Annotated in this window: 15 protein-coding genes; 5 read left to right on the forward strand and 10 right to left on the reverse strand. The window is 71.0% G+C overall.

Annotated features, from left to right (window positions below):
* The first annotated feature begins 355 nt into the window (after positions 1–355).
* From DVK44_RS07860 to DVK44_RS07870, 3 genes are all read left to right on the forward strand, one after another.
* Complete coding sequence (locus tag DVK44_RS07860) at positions 356–1,651, forward strand: hypothetical protein (protein WP_114664980.1); 1,296 nt, start codon at positions 356–358, stop codon at positions 1,649–1,651.
* A gap of 147 nt (positions 1,652–1,798) precedes the next feature.
* Entirely contained in the window at positions 1,799–2,449 is a 651-nt protein-coding gene (locus DVK44_RS07865; protein WP_114658996.1) for a DUF4383 domain-containing protein, read from the forward strand.
* Between the two features lie 49 nt (positions 2,450–2,498).
* The gene (locus tag DVK44_RS07870) at positions 2,499–2,732 is read left to right on the forward strand and encodes an FmdB family zinc ribbon protein (protein WP_114658997.1); all 234 of its coding nucleotides are present in this window, start codon (positions 2,499–2,501) and stop codon (positions 2,730–2,732) included.
* Between the two features lie 104 nt (positions 2,733–2,836).
* Here the strand turns inward: DVK44_RS07870 and DVK44_RS07875 are convergent, their stop codons facing one another.
* From DVK44_RS07875 to DVK44_RS07885, 3 genes are read right to left on the reverse strand one after another with little or no spacing between them, the layout of a single operon-like run.
* Positions 2,837–3,730 carry an HAD family hydrolase gene (locus DVK44_RS07875; protein ID WP_228447035.1) on the reverse strand — a complete coding sequence of 298 codons (894 nt, stop codon included), beginning with the start codon at positions 3,728–3,730 and terminating at the stop codon, positions 2,837–2,839.
* Positions 3,727–6,372, reverse strand: a complete 2,646-nt coding sequence (locus DVK44_RS07880) for a phosphoribosyltransferase (protein WP_114658998.1) — start codon at positions 6,370–6,372, stop codon at positions 3,727–3,729. Before DVK44_RS07880 ends, DVK44_RS07875 begins: the two co-directional genes overlap by 4 nt.
* The gene (locus tag DVK44_RS07885; protein ID WP_114658999.1) at positions 6,369–7,565 is read right to left on the reverse strand and encodes an HpcH/HpaI aldolase/citrate lyase family protein; all 1,197 of its coding nucleotides are present in this window, start codon (positions 7,563–7,565) and stop codon (positions 6,369–6,371) included. Before DVK44_RS07885 ends, DVK44_RS07880 begins: the two co-directional genes overlap by 4 nt.
* A gap of 229 nt (positions 7,566–7,794) precedes the next feature.
* Between DVK44_RS07885 and DVK44_RS07890 the strand changes: the two genes are divergently transcribed.
* Positions 7,795–8,673, forward strand: a complete 879-nt coding sequence (locus tag DVK44_RS07890) for a TerD family protein (RefSeq protein ID WP_114659000.1) — start codon at positions 7,795–7,797, stop codon at positions 8,671–8,673.
* Between the two features lie 16 nt (positions 8,674–8,689).
* Here DVK44_RS07890 and DVK44_RS07895 read toward each other — a convergent pair whose 3' ends face one another.
* The 6 genes from DVK44_RS07895 to DVK44_RS07920 all read right to left on the reverse strand — a co-directional run bounded on the left by DVK44_RS07895 (position 8,690) and on the right by DVK44_RS07920 (position 13,446).
* Positions 8,690–9,430, reverse strand: coding sequence for a TerD family protein (locus DVK44_RS07895; protein WP_114664982.1), 741 nt, complete (start codon positions 9,428–9,430; stop codon positions 8,690–8,692).
* Positions 9,431–9,631: 201 nt separating this feature from the next.
* Positions 9,632–10,771 (reverse strand): DUF475 domain-containing protein, encoded by a 1,140-nt coding sequence (locus DVK44_RS07900; RefSeq protein ID WP_114659001.1) that lies wholly within the window; start codon positions 10,769–10,771, stop codon positions 9,632–9,634.
* Between the two features lie 66 nt (positions 10,772–10,837).
* Positions 10,838–11,413: a TerD family protein gene (locus tag DVK44_RS07905; RefSeq protein WP_114659002.1), complete on the reverse strand. Its 576-nt coding sequence runs from the start codon at positions 11,411–11,413 to the stop codon at positions 10,838–10,840.
* Positions 11,414–11,598: 185 nt separating this feature from the next.
* Positions 11,599–12,174, reverse strand: a complete 576-nt coding sequence (locus tag DVK44_RS07910; protein WP_114659003.1) for a TerD family protein — start codon at positions 12,172–12,174, stop codon at positions 11,599–11,601.
* A 184-nt stretch (positions 12,175–12,358) separates the two neighbouring features.
* Positions 12,359–12,826: a peroxiredoxin gene (locus DVK44_RS07915; protein WP_114659004.1), complete on the reverse strand. Its 468-nt coding sequence runs from the start codon at positions 12,824–12,826 to the stop codon at positions 12,359–12,361.
* A gap of 197 nt (positions 12,827–13,023) precedes the next feature.
* Complete coding sequence (locus tag DVK44_RS07920) at positions 13,024–13,446, reverse strand: DUF3052 domain-containing protein (RefSeq protein ID WP_114659005.1); 423 nt, start codon at positions 13,444–13,446, stop codon at positions 13,024–13,026.
* A 408-nt stretch (positions 13,447–13,854) separates the two neighbouring features.
* Here DVK44_RS07920 and aceE point away from each other — a divergent pair, with 408 nt between their 5' ends.
* Positions 13,855–16,587 (forward strand): pyruvate dehydrogenase (acetyl-transferring), homodimeric type, encoded by a 2,733-nt coding sequence (gene aceE, locus DVK44_RS07925; protein WP_114659006.1) that lies wholly within the window; start codon positions 13,855–13,857, stop codon positions 16,585–16,587.
* Between the two features lie 107 nt (positions 16,588–16,694).
* Here the strand turns inward: aceE and DVK44_RS07930 are convergent, their stop codons facing one another.
* The gene (locus DVK44_RS07930) at positions 16,695–17,087 is read right to left on the reverse strand and encodes a peptidase inhibitor family I36 protein (protein WP_114659007.1); all 393 of its coding nucleotides are present in this window, start codon (positions 17,085–17,087) and stop codon (positions 16,695–16,697) included.
* Positions 17,088–17,311: the final 224 nt, after the last annotated feature.

Genomic DNA, 17,311 nt, shown 5'->3' on the forward strand with positions numbered 1-17,311 from the left:
ATGGCGATCGGCACGGGAGAGGGATGTGACGGCGACACACGCGCACGCGCAGCCGCACGCAGGAGCGAGAGCCACGGCGGAGGGCGCGGCGCGGGCGCGTGCGGTCGCCCATGACCCGGGAGACGCGAACCACGCGGGCGGTGGCCCCCGTGCGCGCGATGCCACCGGCCCGCGTACGCCGGGCACGCCCGGCCCCGGCACACCCGGCGCCCGTACGCCCGGCACACCCGATGCCCGTACGCCCGGCACCCGCAGCCTCCGTACGCCCGGTGCCACCGGCACCCGTACGCCCGGCACCCCCACCCGCGGCCCCCGGACGCCCCGCACCCGCCCCCTCGCCGACGTCCTCGCGCTCCTGCTCCTCCCCGTCCCCCTCCTCCTCGCCGCCGCCCCCGCCGCCTTCGCCGGCGGTGGCACCCGGCGCTGGTTCGGCGGGCGCGGGGAGAGTCTGCGGGCCGACGCCCAGGCCGCGAAGGACGCCGCCGCCGCCGCGTTCTACGAGCTGGACACCGCCCAGCGCGATCTGCGGATCTCGATGGAGACGATCACGGCGGTGGACAATTCGCCCGCCGCCCGGCGCGCCGCCGAAGGCTTCGCGGCGCTCGGCGAGCGGATCGACGCGGCCAGCCACACCTACATCGAGGCCGTGGACGCGCACGACCTGGACCGCGACGACCTGGAGCCGTCCACCGCGTCCAAGGCGCGGGACGAGCTGACAAAGGCCAAGGACGAGCTGACCCGCGTCAAGACCGACCTCGACCGCTTCGGCCAGAGCCTCACCCCGCTGCTCGACAAGGCCGAGACACAGCTCGCGCGGCTCGCCCCCGCCGTCGAGCGGGCGCGGCAGGCGCTGCTGGCCGCGAGCAACGCGCTCGACGCGGTGCGCGGCTCCGGACTGCGGGCGGACGATCTCGCCGCCCGCCTCGCGGCGCTCGCCCCCGAGCTGACCAAGCTCAACCAGGGCGCGGGCCGGCACGGCGTGCCGGAGACCATCCAGCGCGCGGAGCAGGTGGTGCACGCCGCCGACGCCGTACGGGCCGAGGCGGCGCGGCTGCCCGAGCGCGCCCAGGAGATCGACCGGCGGCTGGTGTCGCTGCGTACCCGCGCCCAGGCCCTGACGACCCGCGCCGGCACCGTCGACCCGGTCCTCAGCGAGCTTCGCCGCCGTTTCGCCGCCGCCTGCTGGCAGGACCTCCAGCACGTTCCCGAGCAGGCGGCGCGGAGCGTCCGGCAGGCGGAGGAGAAGATCAAGGAGGCCGCCGAGGCGCGCGCGGAGCAGCGCTGGGCGGACGCGACATCGCGGCTCGGCACGGCCCGCGCGCTGCTGAACGGTACGGACGAGGCGGTGTCGGCCGCCGGCGACCGGCTGCGCCGGCTGAACGCCGTGGCGAAGGATCCCCAGCAGGAGATCGACCGTACGCGCTTCGCGGTCAGGGACGCCCAGCGGCTGGCCATGACCGGCCGGCACACCCCCGACCCCCGGCACGCCCGCCCGCTGGACGACTCCGTGGCCCGGCTGGACCGGGCGGTGGCCGCGCTGGAGGGCCGCCACCCCGACTACTGGCAGTTCCTGACCGAGACGGAGGCGGTACGGAACACGGCCGCGCGGGTCGTCTCGGAGATCCGCGAGGAGCGGGGCACGGGGGCCTGAGCCAACGGGACGGCGCCCGAGCCGCCCGGCGGCTCCCGTCGTACGAGCGCCCCGGCGGCCCGAGCCCCTCTGAGTTGTCCGACGGCCCGGCCGGGCTGATGCTGGAACGACCACTGGATTTCGGATTCGTCCCAAGGAGGCCCCTCCATGGCCACCCCAGTGACACCTCCGGCAGCCGGACCGCCCGCACGGCACGACCGGTCCCCCTATCCTCAGTACCACCTGCTGCACCACGAGCCCCGCCAGAGCCCGCGCCGCGCGCGCTGGCACCGGCGGCGGGTGAAGCTCGACTCGCAGCTCCCGCTCGACCACCGCCTCAACCAGGTCTACCGCGTCGGCGCCGGGCTGATGGGGCTCTTCCTGATCGTCTTCGGCATCCTCGGACTGGTCGACAAGATCGGCTTCTTCGGCACCGGCGGCCAGGAGGTCGCGGGCCTCAACGCGAACGGCACACTGAGTGTGCTGTCGATCTGCGTCGGGCTGATCCTCCTGGTGGGCATGGTGATCGGCGGCAACACCGCCTCGACGCTGAACATGGTCTTCGGGATCCTCTTCATCGCCAGCGGATTCGTGAATCTGGCGCTGCTGGACACCAGTTACAACTTCCTCGCCTTCCACATCCAGAACGTGCTGTTCAGCTTTGTGGTCGGGGTGCTGCTGATGTTCTTCGGCATGTTCGGCCGGGTCAGCGCCACCCTCCCGCACAACAACCCGTACTGGCGCGCCCGCCACCCCGAGGACGCCGAGCGCGAGCAACGCGCCCGCGCGGGCAGCCACCGCCAACTGCCCGTCGGCTGAACGGAGGCGTGCCCCCGAGACCCGAGACCCGAGGCACTAGCCTGGGCCCATGCCTCGCTACGAATACCGCTGCCGGTCCTGTGGTGACACCTTCGAACTGACCCGGCCCATGGCCGAGTCCTCGGCCCCCGCCGCGTGCCCCGAGGGGCACGACGACACCATCAAGCTGCTCTCGACCGTCGCGGTCGGCGGCAGCGCGAAGGGCGCCGGCGCCGCCGGAGCGCCCGCCCCGGCCGCCGGTGGTGGCGGGGGCGGCTGCTGCGGGGGCGGCTGCTGCGGCTGAACGCGGCGGGTCCGGCCGTACACGTGCAACCGGACCCGCGATACGTACGCGTACGGCGGCAGGCCGACCGGCTGACCGCCCGGCCCGCGCCCGGGCCGACCAGGTCAGACCGCCGTACGCACGTCCCCCGCGCCCATCCGGTCCTCCGCGACCGTGACCATGCGCCGCAGGATCTCCTCCCCCGCCGCCACCCCCCTCTCCGCCAGCGCCGTCACCCCCGGGGCGTTCCAGTCGCCGTCCGCCAGTTCGCCGTGGCCGGGCCGCCAGCCCCGGTCGGCCGCCAGCAGCAGATCGGCGTCCAGCAGCGAGTCACCGGCGGCGAGTGTCAGCTGCGCGCCGGTCCGGCGGGCCACCTCGCGCATCGCCGCGCTCTTGGTGAGCGGGCGCGGTACGGCGTAGATCTTGCGGCCCTGGAGCGAGACCGTCCAGCCCCGCTCGCCCGCCCACTCCGTCAGCTCCGCCACCCAGCCCCCGGGCAGCCGCTCGCGGTCGACGACGAGATACGCGAAGAGATCCTCGGCGGTCCGCTCCTTGAGCAGCCACGCGGGGTCGGCGGTGGCCAGCAGCCGCGCCCTGACCTCGGCCAGCGGCGCGCACCCGGCCGCCAGCCGCTCCGCCACGGCCGCCCGCCACACCGGGTCGGACACCCCGTCGACCAGCAGGTGCCCGCCGTTGGCGCAGATCGCGAACTCCGGCGCCGGGCCGGGCAGCCGGACCCGTCCGTACTGCTCGCGGGTCCGGGTCGTCGCCGGTACGAAGACGGCGGCGCGGGCCAGCCGCGCGAGCAGCTCCGCCGCCGTCTCCGTCACATACGACAGGGGCCGGTGCTCGTACACCTCGACGCAGAGCAGCCGGGGCGCCGCCGCGTCCGGCCCGGTGAGCCCGAGCGAGGCGGCCGAGTAGATGAGCGTACGGTCGAGATCGCTGGCGACCAGGACCGGAGCGGCAGCGGTCTCGGCAGCGGCGGTACCGCCCGTACCGGTAACGGCAGTGGTCATGAGGTGGCCACCGCCGTGCCGTCCGCGCCCGTCGCGCCGCGCGTGAACCGGGGGTGGATCAGCCCGACGCAGGTGTACGGGAGGCCGTCGGCCTCCTCCACCGGTACGCCGCGCTGCTCGGCCAGCAGCCGGACATGGTCGAGGTCGGCGCCCGCGCCGCGCCGCGCGAGGATCTTCCAGGGGACCCGGCGCAGCAGCACGCGCGTGGTCTCGCCGACGCCCGGCTTGACGAGGTTCACGTCGTGGATGCCGTACTCCTCGCTGATCCGCTCGACGGCCGCCCAGCCCTCCCAGGTGGGGGCGCGGTCCGCCGCGAGCAGCTCCTTGACCTCGATGTCCACGGCGTCCGCGACCTCGTCGAAACGGGCCTCGACGGTCTCCAGGAAGCGCCCGGAGACATCGGCGCCGGCCAGCTCGCGGTAGTACTTCGCGCCGTGGAAGTCGTCCGGGCCGACCAGGTCGGCGCGGAGCACCGTACGGGAGATCAGCCCGGAGACCGTCGAGTTGAGGCAGGCGGACGGGACGAGGAAGTCCTCCCGCGTGCCGTACGTCCGTACGCAGCCGCCCGGGTCGGCGAGGACGGCGATCTCCGGGTTGAACCCGTCGAACTCGCGCAGCGCCTCGGCCAGTTCGCGGGTGATGGCGCCCTTGCCGGTCCAGCCGTCGACGAAGACGACATCGGCGGGGTCGTGGTGGGCCGCGAGCCAGCGCAGCGCGTTGGCGTCGATGCCCCGGCCGCGCACGATGGAGACGGCGTAGTGCGGCAGATCGAGGCCGTGCCGCCGCTGGGCCCAGTGGCGCATCAGGACGCCGACGGGCGTACCGGCGCGGGCGAGCGACACGAGGACGGGGCGCGGCGACCGCTCGGCGAGGACCGTCTCCGTGACGGTGCCGACGGCGCGGGCGACCCGGGCCGCCGAGGTGTCCAGGGCGGCGGTGAAGAGGCGCTGGTACCGCTCGCTGGGCTGGTACTCGACGGGGAGCGACTCGGCGTAGTGCGCGCCGCCGTTCTGTATGGCCTCCTCACGCTCCTCGGTGGGGGCCTCCAGCCGCACGTCGGAGAGGTCCTGGAGGAGCCAGCCGACGTCGTCGGGCGCGTAGGAGGAGAAGGCGGGGCCGCGGAGGGGTTCGGGCAGCATGGGGGGTTCTTCCTGCCGTTCGGGATGCGCGTGTGCGGGGAGTACGGGCACGGGGAGTACGGGCGCGAGGGGTACGGGCGCGGGCGGTACGTACGACGGGATCGCGGCCAGCACCACGCGCGGGACATGCGCCGCCAGCCGCGCCAGCAGGCCGCCGGGGGCGTGGAGTTCGGGGGTGTCGCCGAGGGAGTCGACGACCGCGACGACGGCGTCGAAGCCGCCGCCCGCCACGTTGTACGCGTACCGGTCGCCGCTCCGGTCCTCCTCGGCGAGGGTGGCGGTGTCGTGCGCGGGGAAGACGAGCCGGGTGCGGATCGCGTAACCGGGGTCGTCCACGGCGAGGACGGGCGACCGGGTCGTGGTCGAGAACCGCACCTCGACGGCTCCGTCGTCGCTCCCGCCCGCCCGCCGCTCCAGGGCCTCGGCCAGCCGCAGCGGCGCGTACATCAGCTCCTCGAAGCCCAGCACGAGCACCCGCCGCACGCCCTCGCCCAGTACGGCGGCGACGGCGTCCGCCATCGCGGGCAGCGCGGCCTCCAGCCGCGCCCGGTGAGCGGGCGTGAAGCCGTGCCGCCCGCCATCGGGAACCCCTTCCGGCCAGCCGAGCACGGCCCGGGACACGGGACCGTACGGAACGGACGCGGCAGCCGGAGCCGGTACGGAGGCCGCCGCAGCAGCCGGCACAGAGGCCGCGGCCCGCGCCTCGTACTCCGCCACCAGCGCCTGGCCCTTCGCCAGGACGCCGTCCGGCAGCCGTACGGTCCCGGAGGCCAGCGTGACCAGATCGACCCGTGCCCCGATCTCCCGGGCGAACTCCGCGAGCCGCCCCTGATCGGCCGCCGAGCGCATGTCGACCAGGGCGACGATCACGTACCACGCGCGCGGATAGCGCTCGTGCAGCGCGCGAACCGTGTTGAGCACGGTGTTGCCCGTGGAGAACTCGTCGTCGACGAGGACCAGCGGACCGTCCGTGGCGAGCAGTCCGGGGTCCGACGGCAGCAGCAGATGCGAGGTGGCGTGCGAGTGCGACTCCTCGAAGCCGCCCGCCCGCGCGACTCCCGGCACCGGCCGGCGCGTGGAGTGCAGATAGGGGGCGTGGCGGATTCCGTCCGCGACCGCGTGGCCGAGACCCGTCGCGGTCTCCGCGTAGCCGAGGACCACCGCGCGTGCCACCTCGGCGCCCAGCAGCCGCCGTACGCGCTCACCGAGGCCGAGCCCGGTGCCGTATACGACCTCGGGACGCTGGGGCACATGTTTGCCCAGCACATTCGAGACAAGCAGATGCGCGCGCTTGGGGTTACGGCGCAACGCCAGCCCCAGCAGGTCCCGCAAATCCCGCAGATCCCGCGGCTCGTCCGTAACAGTACCCCCGCCGCCCCCATCAGCCTCGGCGCTCCCGGCACTCCCGGCCAGTTCCACCCCCAGCCGGTCGGCGACCCACGTCCCCGACCACACCGGCCCGGCTTCCTGACCGGCTTCCCGTCCCTCTTCCCGCCCGGTCACGCGGCGAGTCCCGCGGCGAGCAGCTCCACGAAGCCGATGTCCTCGCGCGCGACGCCGAAGACCTCGGCCCGCCGCAGGGTCCGCTCCGCCCACGCGCGGTGCGGCTTCACCTCGTTCATCTTGTTCGTGTACGCCGAGCGCAGCACTCCGCCGCCGTCCCGTTCGGGCCGCAGGATGTCCCGGGCGTCGCTGAACTCCTCGTGGCTGACCACCGACAGCGCGTGGACGGGCGGCACATGGGAGGGGTGGATACAGGTCTTGCCGAGAAGGCCGTTGGCCCGGTCGAGCGCGATCTCGCGGAGCAGTCCGTCGAGGTCGTGCTCGATCAGGGTCGCGCGCAGCTCCTCGGCGCGGCCCTCCAGGAAGGGGCTGCGGCGCAGCTGGGGCTTGAACATGCGTTCCTGGAGGCGGAAGTACTCCCAGACCGGGCCGGTGATCGTGAAACCGGAGCCGTCGGCGCGTCCCAGTACGTTCACCACGTCCGCGATGACCCCGGCCACGATCCGTACGTCGTACGCCGTCATGTCGGGCGAGCGGCGCAGGCCGTACGCCGAGCAGAAGTCGGTGACGCCGAGGCGCAGCGCGAGCACCCGGTCGCGGTGTTTGTCGACGGCGCCGGCGATGCCCGCGAGCGTCTCGGTCCTGGTCTCCAGGTGCAGCAGCTCGGGGGATTCGAGCACCGGCATCGCGTACAGCGTGCGTCCGCAGGCGCGTTCGGCGTCGGCGAGGGCCTCCAGGAAGGGGATACCGCGTACCTCGGTGAATTTGGGCAGTACGAATCCGGACAGCAGCCGGACCGTCGGGCCGAGCCGGTGCACCAGGTCGGTGATCTGCTCGGGCTCGCGGACGCGGATGAAGAGCAGCGGGGTCCCGGAGACGCCGTCGGCACCGCCCTCAGTCCCGCTCCCGACGCGTTCCGCGAGGTCGGCGAATTGCCGGACGAGGTTCTCCTCGGCGGCCTCGACCTCGGAGTCGTGGATGGAGTCCTCCAGGCAGAGCACCATGGACACGACGCCCCCGCCGACCTGCTTCACCACGTCGTCCGCCAGCCGGGGCCGGGTCGCGGGGCTGTAGAGGGTCGCGCCGAGCGCGACGGAGAGCAGCGCTGAGGGAGAGTCGGCCGTGAACTCGCCGGGCTCCTGGTGGAACAGGCCCTTTCGGGCAGCGGGCGGGATATGCCCGAAGTGACGCATGGTGAATCCCCTGTACTGCCGTTATGGCCCGTTCGGGCAGGTGGCCGGTAATAGTACGTACGGGCAAGTGTCAAGAGTTCCCCAGGTGGATGAATTCCTGGTAACTCGTCCACATCACGCCGCGCCATGGGTGCGGAATACGCGCTACCGGTCCGCGCCACCGGCCGCTCCCAGCCCTCGCCGGGCCCCACGTTGTCCGCGCGGGGCCCGGGAAGGCAGGATGTCGGGTATGACGCACGCGATGCTCAAGGGCTCGAACGTCCCCCTCGACGCCATGGCGGTACGCGCCGTACTGCACTGGTCCCCCGGGCCGGGGGTGCCCGACGTGGACGCGTCCGCCCTGCTGCTCGGGCCCGGCGGCCGGGTGCGCTCCGACGAGGACTTCATCTTCTACAACCAGCCGCGCCATCCCTCCGGGCTGGTGCGCCGGCTGCCGAAGAAGCAGGCCGGCGAGGCGCTGACGGACAGCGTCGAGGCCGATCTCGTCGGGCTCGACCCCTCGGTCGAGCAGGTGGTGCTGGCGGCGTCCTCGGACGGCGCGAGCTTCCAGCACGTGGAGGACCTGCGGATCCTGCTGTACGACGCGGGCTCGCCCGACGGCGAGCCGCTGGCCGTCTTCGACGTACGGCCGGAGACCGGCGAGGAGACCGCGATCATCTGCGGCGAGCTGTACCGGCGCGGGGACGGCTGGAAGTTCCGGGCCGTCGGGCAGGGCTATCCGACCGGGCTGGTCGGGCTGGCCACCGCGTTCGGTATCTCGGTCGACGACTCGGAGGAGGACCCGGACGCCGAGGCGGAGCCGGGCGCCGACCCGTCGGCCGACGCCTCTCCGGCCCCGGCCCCCGGTGCCTTCGCCGGCGCGCCGTCGGACGACGAGGAGACCGCGCTGATCCCGACGATCCCGCCGCCGCCCGCACCGCCGGCCGGGGCCCCCGCGTACGGCTATCCGCAGCCCCCGCTGCCCGCCGCGCCGCCTCCGTACGGCTATCCGCAGCCGGTGTCGGCGCCCCGGCCCGCGTACGGCTATCCGCAGCCGGCCGCTGCCGCCGCCCCCGCGCCCGACCCCGGCTTCCGACTGCCCCCGATGGGCCCGCAGTTCGTACGGTAGGAGCCCAGCCCCCCGCTCAGGTCTTCGTCTTGTAGCCGCGTCCCCACTGGAGGCCCCAGCCGTACAGCCGGTCCAGCTCGGCCTGGAATCCGTACACGTACTTCACCTCGCGGCGGACGACCAGCTCGCCCTTGACGTTGTCCAGCGAGAACACCGCGCAGGAACGGGCCTGCGGTGCCTGCTCGTCGAGGTCGATCTCTATGCGCGGGCCGTTGCTCGGGTAGAGCGTGATGTGCGCGTGCGTGCGGTCGAAGGCGGGCGTCTGGTCGTAGATGTAGACGAAGAACAGCAGCCGCTTGATCGCGTCGCGCTGGTCGAGGTTGACATAGACCGTCTCGCCGGAGGAGGCGCCGAACCGGTCGTCGCCGCTGAGTTTGACGAACGGCGGCCCGTTGAGGTCCCCGAGGAGGTTGCCCAGCGGCTGGACCACGCCCTTGGTGCCGTCGGCCAGTTCGTACATGCAGCCCAGGTCGAGGTCGACGTTGACGACGCCCAGGGTGTGGCCCTGGACGATCTCCGGCTTGAAGAGCTTCAGCGGGTTGCTCAGCAGCCGGTTGCCCTGCCGCGACCGCTCACCGATGTCCGATGTGCGCATCTGCCACGAGAGGTTGACCCGGAGATTGCCGGTCGCCGCGCCCTGCTTGGAGAGCGAGACCGTCGGACGCCGCTTGGTCAGCTCGATGGAGTTGGACGCCGCGTTGCCCGAATCGAACTGCGATGCTCGCTGTCCCTGCCACAGATTGTCCCAGAAGGCCATGTCCCCCACCCCGATCTCTTGTCGAACTCGCCATCATCCAGCACACCAACTCGCCGTACGCGCACAGAACAAACGCACACAGAACAACGGGGCGGCCGTGGGCTCATGCCTCATGGCCGCCCCGAAGAGAGCGTTCCCTGATTTCCCTCCGGATCACACCCCGGAGGACCGGCTCATACGAGGGCTCACCGGCGCACCGGCTCAGGCGTGAAGCGCCGTCTTGTCCTCGTCCTGATCCTTGTCCCCGCCCTCGGCCGCCAGCGCCTTGTTGCGGCGCACGGACGACCAGAAGGAGGCTCCGATGAGAACGACGCCGACCAGGCCGGTGATGATCTCGTTGATGGAGTACTCGATGGTGACGAGGAGGATCGCGGCGAGCGCACCGATGGCGTAGTGCGCGCCGTGCTCCAGGTAGACGTAGTCGTCCAGGGTGCCCTGGCGGACCAGATAGACAGTGAGGGACCGGACGTACATCGCGCCGATGCCGAGACCGAGCGCCATCCAGAAGATCTGGTTCGTGATGGCGAAGGCGCCGATGACGCCGTCGAAGGAGAAGGAGGCGTCCAGGACTTCGAGGTACAGGAAGAGGAAGAACGCGGCCTTGCCGGCCAGTCCGACGGCGGAGACCTGCTTGCCCTCGGCCCTGGCCTTCTCCTCGGCCTCGTGCTCCTGCTCCTCGTCCTCCTCCAGCTTGTTCTCGAAGTAGCTGGAGAGACCGCCCACGATGAGGTACGTGATGAGTCCGGCGACCCCGGCGAGCAGCACGGTGGCCGATTTGTCCTCGTGGCCGGTGCTGACATGGGCGCCGGTGGCGAAGGTCATGGCCGAGAGGAGCAGGACGATCAGCGCGACACAGACCGAGAGCATGTCGACCTTGCCGAGCTTGGCCAGCGGGCGCTCCAGCCAGCCCAGCCACTTGATCTCCCGCTCCTCGAAGATGAAGTCCAGGAAGATCATCAGCAGGAACATACCGCCGAAGGCGGCGATCGCCGAGTGCGCGTCGGTGACGAGGTCCTTGTACTGGTCGGGGTGCTGCATCGCCAGCTGGACGGCCTCGATGGGGCCGACCTTGGCGCTCACCGCGACGATGACGACGGGGAACACCAGACGCATGCCGAAGACCGCGATGATGATGCCGATGCTGAGGAAGATCTTCTGCCAGAAGACATTCATCTTCTTCAGGATTCCGGCGTTGACCACCGCGTTGTCGAAGGACAGCGAAATTTCGAGGACCGACAGGATCAGCACGACCCCGAACGCCTGCCACCCCCACTGCCAGGCCGCGAAGGCGAGGCCGAGCGCCGTGATGGCGAACGACCAGCCGAAGGTTTTCAGGATCACTCGGTACCCCATGTGTGATGAACGGGAGTTCCCCCGCACAGAACGCTGCTTTCGCAGTGCGCCGCTTTACGAAACATTGACCCCGAAGTCTAGGGCGATACCACGCAGCCCGGACGCGTACCCCTGGCCAACCGCACGGAACTTCCACTCACCGCCATAGCGGTACAGCTCGCCGAAGATCATCGCCGTTTCGGTGGAGGCGTCCTCGCTCAGGTCGTAGCGGGCGAGTTCCTGTCCGTCGGCCTGATTGACCACGCGGATGAAAGCGTTGGCGACCTGGCCGAATGTCTGGCCGCGATTGTCGGCGTCATGGATCGACACCGGAAAAACGATCTTGTCGCAGTGGGCCGGCACCTGGGAGAGGTTGACCAGAACCGACTCGTCGTCCCCCTCGCCCTCACCGGTCAGATTGTCACCGGTGTGCTCCACGGAGCCGTCCGGGCTGGTCAGATTGTTGTAGAAGACGAACCAGTCGTCGCCGAGAACCCGGCCGCTCTGGCAGAGCAGCGCGCTGGCGTCGAGGTCGAAGTCGGCTCCGGTGGTGGAGCGCGCGTCCCAGCCGAGTCCGACCAGCACCTGGGTGAGGTTCGGCGCGGCCTTGGAGAGGGAGACATTGCCTCCCTTGGCGAGTGTGACGCCCATGATGGTGAGTCCTCCCCGAGGTGATGTGTTGCCGTGCGTACGGTCGGCGCTGTCGCTCTGTGCCTCTTACTGAACGCCTCTTACTGAACTTACCGACTTGACCGGAGTTACCGATGGCGGGCGGGACGCGGTCCGGCGCCGCACGGGAGGTGCGGCGCCGGGCCCGGCCGCTGCTCGGGCGCCGCTCAGACGTTGACGCCGAAGTCCTGGGCGATACCGCGCAGGCCCGAGGCGTACCCCTGGCCGATCGCGCGGAACTTCCACTCCGCTCCGTTGCGGTACAGCTCGCCGAAGACCATCGCGGTCTCGGTCGAGGCGTCCTCGCTCAGGTCGTACCGCGCGAGTTCGTTGTTGTCGGCCTGGTTGACGACGCGGATGTACGCGTTGCGGACCTGGCCGAAGGACTGCTGGCGGCTCTCGGCCTCGTAGATCGAGACGGGGAAGACGATCTTGTCGACATCCGCGGGAACCGAGGCGAGATTGACCTTGATCGCCTCGTCGTCGCCCTCGCCCTCACCGGTGAGGTTGTCACCGGTGTGCTCGACGGAGCCGTCGGGGCTCTTGAGGTTGTTGAAGAAGACGAAGTTGCCGTCGGTGGCGACCTTGCCCTCGGTGTTCGTCAGCAGGGCGCTGGCGTCGAGGTCGAAGTCACTGCCGGTGGTCGTACGGGCGTCCCAGCCCAGACCGACGGTGACCGCGGTCAGGTTGGGCGCGGCCTTGGTCAGCGAGACGTTGCCGCCCTTGCTGAGGCTGACTCCCACGAGTCCTCCCTATGGTTTCTCGGGGCCGGCAACCGAGCCGGGCGCCCCTTGGTGCGTTGGCATCCGATCAACGTCTGGATCCTATGGACCGGTTCCCCGATACGACAGGATTTCGACAGCCGGAACAACGATTCCTCGCCGGAGGGACCGGAACGGGCGTGCGTACGGCCCCGGGCACGCGCCCTCAGAGGGCCGCCAGGGCCCGGACATACGCGTCGGGGTCCCGGGCGTCCGCCAGGGCGTTGACGACCGTCCAGCGCACGGTGCCGGTCCGGTCGATGACAAAGGTCCCGCGCACGGCGCAGCCCTTCTCCTCGTCGAAGACGCCGTAGGCGCGTGAGACCTCGCCGTGCGGCCAGAAGTCGGACAGCAGCGGGAACTCCAGACCCTCCTGGTCGCCGAAGACGCGCAGGGTGTGGATGGAGTCGTTCGAGACGGCGAGCAGCTGGGTGCCGTCGTTGACGAACGAGGAGAGCCCGTCGCGCAGGGCGCGCAGTTCGCCGGTGCAGACGCCGGTGAAGGCGAACGGGTAGAAGAGCAGCACGACGTTGCGGGCCGCGCCGGGGGCGCGGAAGTCGGAGAGCCGTACGGTCCGCCCGTGGTTGTCCTTGAGCGCGAAGTCCGGGGCGGGGCTGCCGGCCTCGATCGCCATGGTGCACGTCCTTCTTCTCCCGGCGGGCCGCTTCGCACGGGCCCGGCTGTCGCCGTCCACCCTACGCACGGACGCGCGGACGCACGGGGCCCCCGCCGACAGTGGGTCGGCGGGGGCCCGGGGCCGGGACCCGGGCCCGGGCTGTGGGCCGGGGGTCGCGGGCGGCTGCGGCTGCGCGCCTGTAGCGGCGCTCGGAGTCAGCGCTTGGGCGCGACCAGTCGGCTGCCGGACCAGTCCTTGGCGACGCTGATGGCCTTGGTCTGGGACAGGCCGGCGGTCTGGGCGGCCTCGCTGGTGTCGCTCGGTTCGACGTAGCCGTCACGGCCCGTCTTGGGAGTCAGCAGCCAGATCACGCCGCCGTCCTCCAACAGACCGATGGCGTCCACCAGCGCGTCCGTCAGGTCGCCGTCCTCGTCACGGAACCAGAGCACGACGGCGTCCGCGACGTCGTCGTAGTCCTCGTCGACGAGGTCCTGGCCGATGATGGACTCAATGCCCTCGCGGAGATCCTGGTCGACGTCGTCGTCGTAGCCGATCTCCTGGACCACCTGTCCGGGTTCGAACCCAAGCCTCGCGGCAGGGTTGGTCCGTTCCTCCGCGTGGTCCGCGGTCGCGCTCACGGATTGCCTCCTGAATCATGTTTCGGATAAATGCTTCGGCCGCGCGCGTACGCGGGGCATTGGCCGTAGTCCACACGGACGGAGCGGATCGCGCAAGTACCCGGCCGCCGAGACCGCCGAAACGGTGACGATCCGGGCGCCTTCGTGGCATCTCCTGCCACTTCGCCCTCACACGCCGTGACACAGGCCATACACTTCCTCCTTTTCTGTCATCGTATGCCGGTTCGGTCCGTCAATCGGACCCGGACGACCGAACGGAACACATGCACGGGTTGGGCGTAAAGTTGCGATTTGAACCGGCACGGGTGTGGGTTACCTCTCGGTAGAGATGACGTTCTCCACCGGGGCGGTACACGATGGACGCGGCGTATGTGACGTGACCCTCCCTCGAACAGTGAAGGACACAGAGTGGCTTCCGGATCCGATCGCAACCCGATCATCATTGGCGGCCTTCCCAGCCAGGTCCCGGACTTCGATCCCGAAGAGACGCGGGAATGGCTCGACTCGCTCGACGCCGCCGTCGACGAGCGCGGCCGGGAACGTGCCCGCTATCTGATGCTGCGGCTGATCGAACGCGCCCGCGAGAAGCGGGTCGCCGTGCCCGAGATGCGCAGCACGGACTACGTCAACACCATCGCCACCAAGGACGAGCCGTTCTTCCCCGGCAACGAGGAGATCGAGCGCCGGATCCTCAACGCGACCCGCTGGAACGCGGCCGTGATGGTCTCGCGCGCACAGCGGCCGGGCATCGGGGTCGGCGGCCACATCGCCACCTTCGCCTCCTCCGCCTCCCTCTACGACGTGGGCTTCAACCACTTCTTCCGGGGCAAGGACGCCGGTGACGGCGGCGACCAGATCTTCTTCCAGGGGCACGCCTCCCCCGGTATCTACGCCCGCGCGTTCCTGCTCGACCGGCTGAGCGAGGAGCGGCTCGACGCGTTCCGCCAGGAGAAGTCGAGGGCTCCGTACGGGCTGTCCAGCTATCCGCATCCGCGGCTGATGCCGGACTTCTGGGAGTTCCCGACCGTGTCGATGGGCCTCGGCCCGCTCAGCGCGATCTACCAGGCGCGGATGAACCGCTACATGGCGGCGCGCGGCATCGCGGACACCTCCGCCTCGCATGTCTGGGCCTATCTCGGCGACGGCGAGATGGACGAGCCCGAGTCGCTGGGCCAGCTGTCCATCGCCGCCCGGGAGGGCCTGGACAATCTGACCTTCGTCGTCAACTGCAACCTCCAGCGGCTCGACGGCCCGGTGCGCGGCAACGGCAAGATCATCCAGGAGCTGGAGTCGCAGTTCCGCGGCGCCGGCTGGAACGTGATCAAGCTGGTCTGGGACCGCTCCTGGGACCCGCTGCTCGCCCAGGACCGGGACGGGGTGCTGGTCAACCGGCTGAACACCACACCCGACGGTCAGTTCCAGACGTACGCCACGGAGACCGGCGCGTATATCCGTCAGCACTTCTTCGGTGACGACCAGCGGCTGCGCGCCATGGTCGAGAACATGTCCGACGACCAGATCCTGCATCTGGGCCGCGGTGGCCACGACCACCGGAAGGTGTACGCGGCGTACGCGGCGGCCAAGGCGCACCAGGGCCAGCCGACGGTGATCCTGGCGCAGACCGTCAAGGGCTGGACTCTCGGGCCGAACTTCGAGGGCCGCAACGCGACCCACCAGATGAAGAAGCTGACGGTCGCGGACCTGAAGGGCTTCCGCGACCGGCTGCATCTGCCCATCTCCGACCAGCGGCTGGAGGACGGCCCGCCGCCGTACTACCACCCCGGGCGGGACTCCGAGGAGATCCAGTACATGCACGACCGGCGCCGTGCGCTGGACGGGTACGTACCGACCCGGGTGGTCCGGGCCAAGCCGCTGGAGCTGCCCGGCGACACGGCGTACGCGGCGGTGCGCCGGGGCTCGGGCCACCAGTCGATCGCCACGACCATGGCGTTCGTACGGCTGCTCAAGGACCTGATGCGGGACAAGGGGATCGGCCGGCGTTTCGTACTGATCGCCCCCGACGAGTACCGCACCTTCGGCATGGACTCGTTCTTCCCGACCGCCAAGATCTACAACCCGCTGGGGCAGCAGTACGAGTCGGTGGACCGTGAGCTGCTGCTCGCGTACAAGGAGTCGCCGACCGGGCAGCTGCTGCACGACGGCATCTCCGAGGCGGGGTGCACGGCCTCGCTGATCGCGGCGGGTTCCGCGTACGCCACCCACGGCGAGCCGCTGATCCCGGTCTATGTCTTCTACTCCATGTTCGGTTTCCAGCGGACCGGCGACCAGTTCTGGCAGATGGCCGACCAGCTCGCGCGCGGCTTCGTCCTGGGCGCCACCGCCGGCCGGACGACCCTGACCGGCGAGGGGCTCCAGCACGCGGACGGCCACTCCCATCTGCTGGCCTCCACCAATCCGGCGTGCGTCGCGTACGACCCCGCCTACGGCTTCGAGATCGCGCATATCGTCAAGGACGGGCTGCGCCGGATGTACGGTCCGGCGAGCGAGGACGTCTTCTACTACCTGACCGTCTACAACGAGCCGATCCAGCACCCCGCCGAGCCGGACGGGGTGGACGTGGACGGCATTCTCAAGGGCATTCACCTCTACAAGCGGGGCGAGGCCGGCGCGGTGCCGGCGCAGATCATGGCGTCGGGCGTCGCCGTGCCGTGGGCGATCGAGGCACAGCGGCTCCTCGCCGAGGAGTGGAACGTACGGGCGGACGTCTGGTCGGCGACCTCCTGGACCGAGCTGCGCCGGGAGGCCGTCGAGGTCGAGCGGCACAATCTGCTGCACCCGGAGGAGGAACAGCGGGTGCCGTATGTGACGCGCAAGCTCTCCGGCGCGCAGGGACCGTTCGTGGCGGTCTCCGACTGGATGCGCGCCGTCCCGGACCAGATCGCGCGCTGGGTGCCGGGCCGCTACCAGTCGCTGGGCGCGGACGGTTTCGGCTTCGCGGACACCCGGGGCGCGGCCCGCCGCTTCTTCCACATCGACGCGCAGTCGATCGTGCTCGGAGTGCTGACGGAGCTGGCCGGGGAGGGCAAGGTCGACCGGTCGGCGCTGAAGCAGGCGGTGGACCGCTATCAGCTGCTGGACGTGGCGGCGGCGGACCCGGGGGCGGCGGGCGGCGACGCCTGACCGTTCGGTGTGTGCTCTGCCTGCCGGGTGCGGGCGGCGGAACCTGTGGGGCCGCCGCCCGCACCCGTACTCGTACCGCTGTCCTTGTCGGTGCGGCCCCTTCCGGGTCAGCGTTCCCAGATCTTGAAGGCCCTGACGCGGTAGGGCGTGCGGGGTGTCCAGGTCCCGCCCTTGCCCGGATACGTCTCGAACTCCCCGGTCGTGCCGCACACGGCGGACTGGTAGGTGGTCACGGGCCGGCCGGTCCGGTTGGCCAGCGAGTGGGCGGTGACGCCCTCGGGGAGGGAGACACAGCTTTCGATATCGGTGTCGGACAGCTCATGGGTGTGGCGTACGCCCTGGAAGTCCTCCTTCTCCCACAGGCACAGCTCGCCCGTGGCACACTCCCCCAGCCGTCCCGGCGCGGCCTCGGCGACGCTCGTGGCGGCGGCGGGCAGCAGTGCGGCGACGGCCAGCGCCCCCGCGGCGACGGTCCTTGATGTCCGTGTGGTTCCGCGCATGTCGGATCAACCCCCGTGTGTTGTCTTGCGAATTCGGTCATCACCAGCCTGACCTGCGACACCTCGGGTCCGGAAGAGGCCCGGGAGGGCTCCACCCTGATAGGCGAGAGCCCCGGCGGAACCTTCCGGCGGGGCCCTGAAAGGCAGTGAGTTGACGCCCTGTCAGCGGAACGTTGACCTCAGATATGCACCCTGCCGACCGCCGGATCCGTGTAGTCGGCCCG

The organism is Streptomyces paludis, assembly GCF_003344965.1.
Classification (GTDB): domain Bacteria; phylum Actinomycetota; class Actinomycetes; order Streptomycetales; family Streptomycetaceae; genus Streptomyces; species Streptomyces paludis.

Coding starts and splice junctions, on each gene's coding strand:
- DVK44_RS07915 (WP_114659004.1), bottom strand. CDS start 12,826: ATGGCGATCGAGGCCGGCAGCCCCGCCCCGGACTTCGCGCTCAAGGAC.
- DVK44_RS07865 (WP_114658996.1), top strand. CDS start 1,799: ATGGCCACCCCAGTGACACCTCCGGCAGCCGGACCGCCCGCACGGCAC.
- DVK44_RS07890 (WP_114659000.1), top strand. CDS start 7,795: ATGACGCACGCGATGCTCAAGGGCTCGAACGTCCCCCTCGACGCCATG.
- DVK44_RS07930 (WP_114659007.1), bottom strand. CDS start 17,087: ATGCGCGGAACCACACGGACATCAAGGACCGTCGCCGCGGGGGCGCTG.
- DVK44_RS07885 (WP_114658999.1), bottom strand. CDS start 7,565: ATGCGTCACTTCGGGCATATCCCGCCCGCTGCCCGAAAGGGCCTGTTC.
- DVK44_RS07895 (WP_114664982.1), bottom strand. CDS start 9,430: ATGGCCTTCTGGGACAATCTGTGGCAGGGACAGCGAGCATCGCAGTTC.
- DVK44_RS07905 (WP_114659002.1), bottom strand. CDS start 11,413: ATGGGCGTCACACTCGCCAAGGGAGGCAATGTCTCCCTCTCCAAGGCC.
- DVK44_RS07875 (WP_228447035.1), bottom strand. CDS start 3,730: ATGACCACTGCCGTTACCGGTACGGGCGGTACCGCCGCTGCCGAGACC.
- DVK44_RS07870 (WP_114658997.1), top strand. CDS start 2,499: ATGCCTCGCTACGAATACCGCTGCCGGTCCTGTGGTGACACCTTCGAA.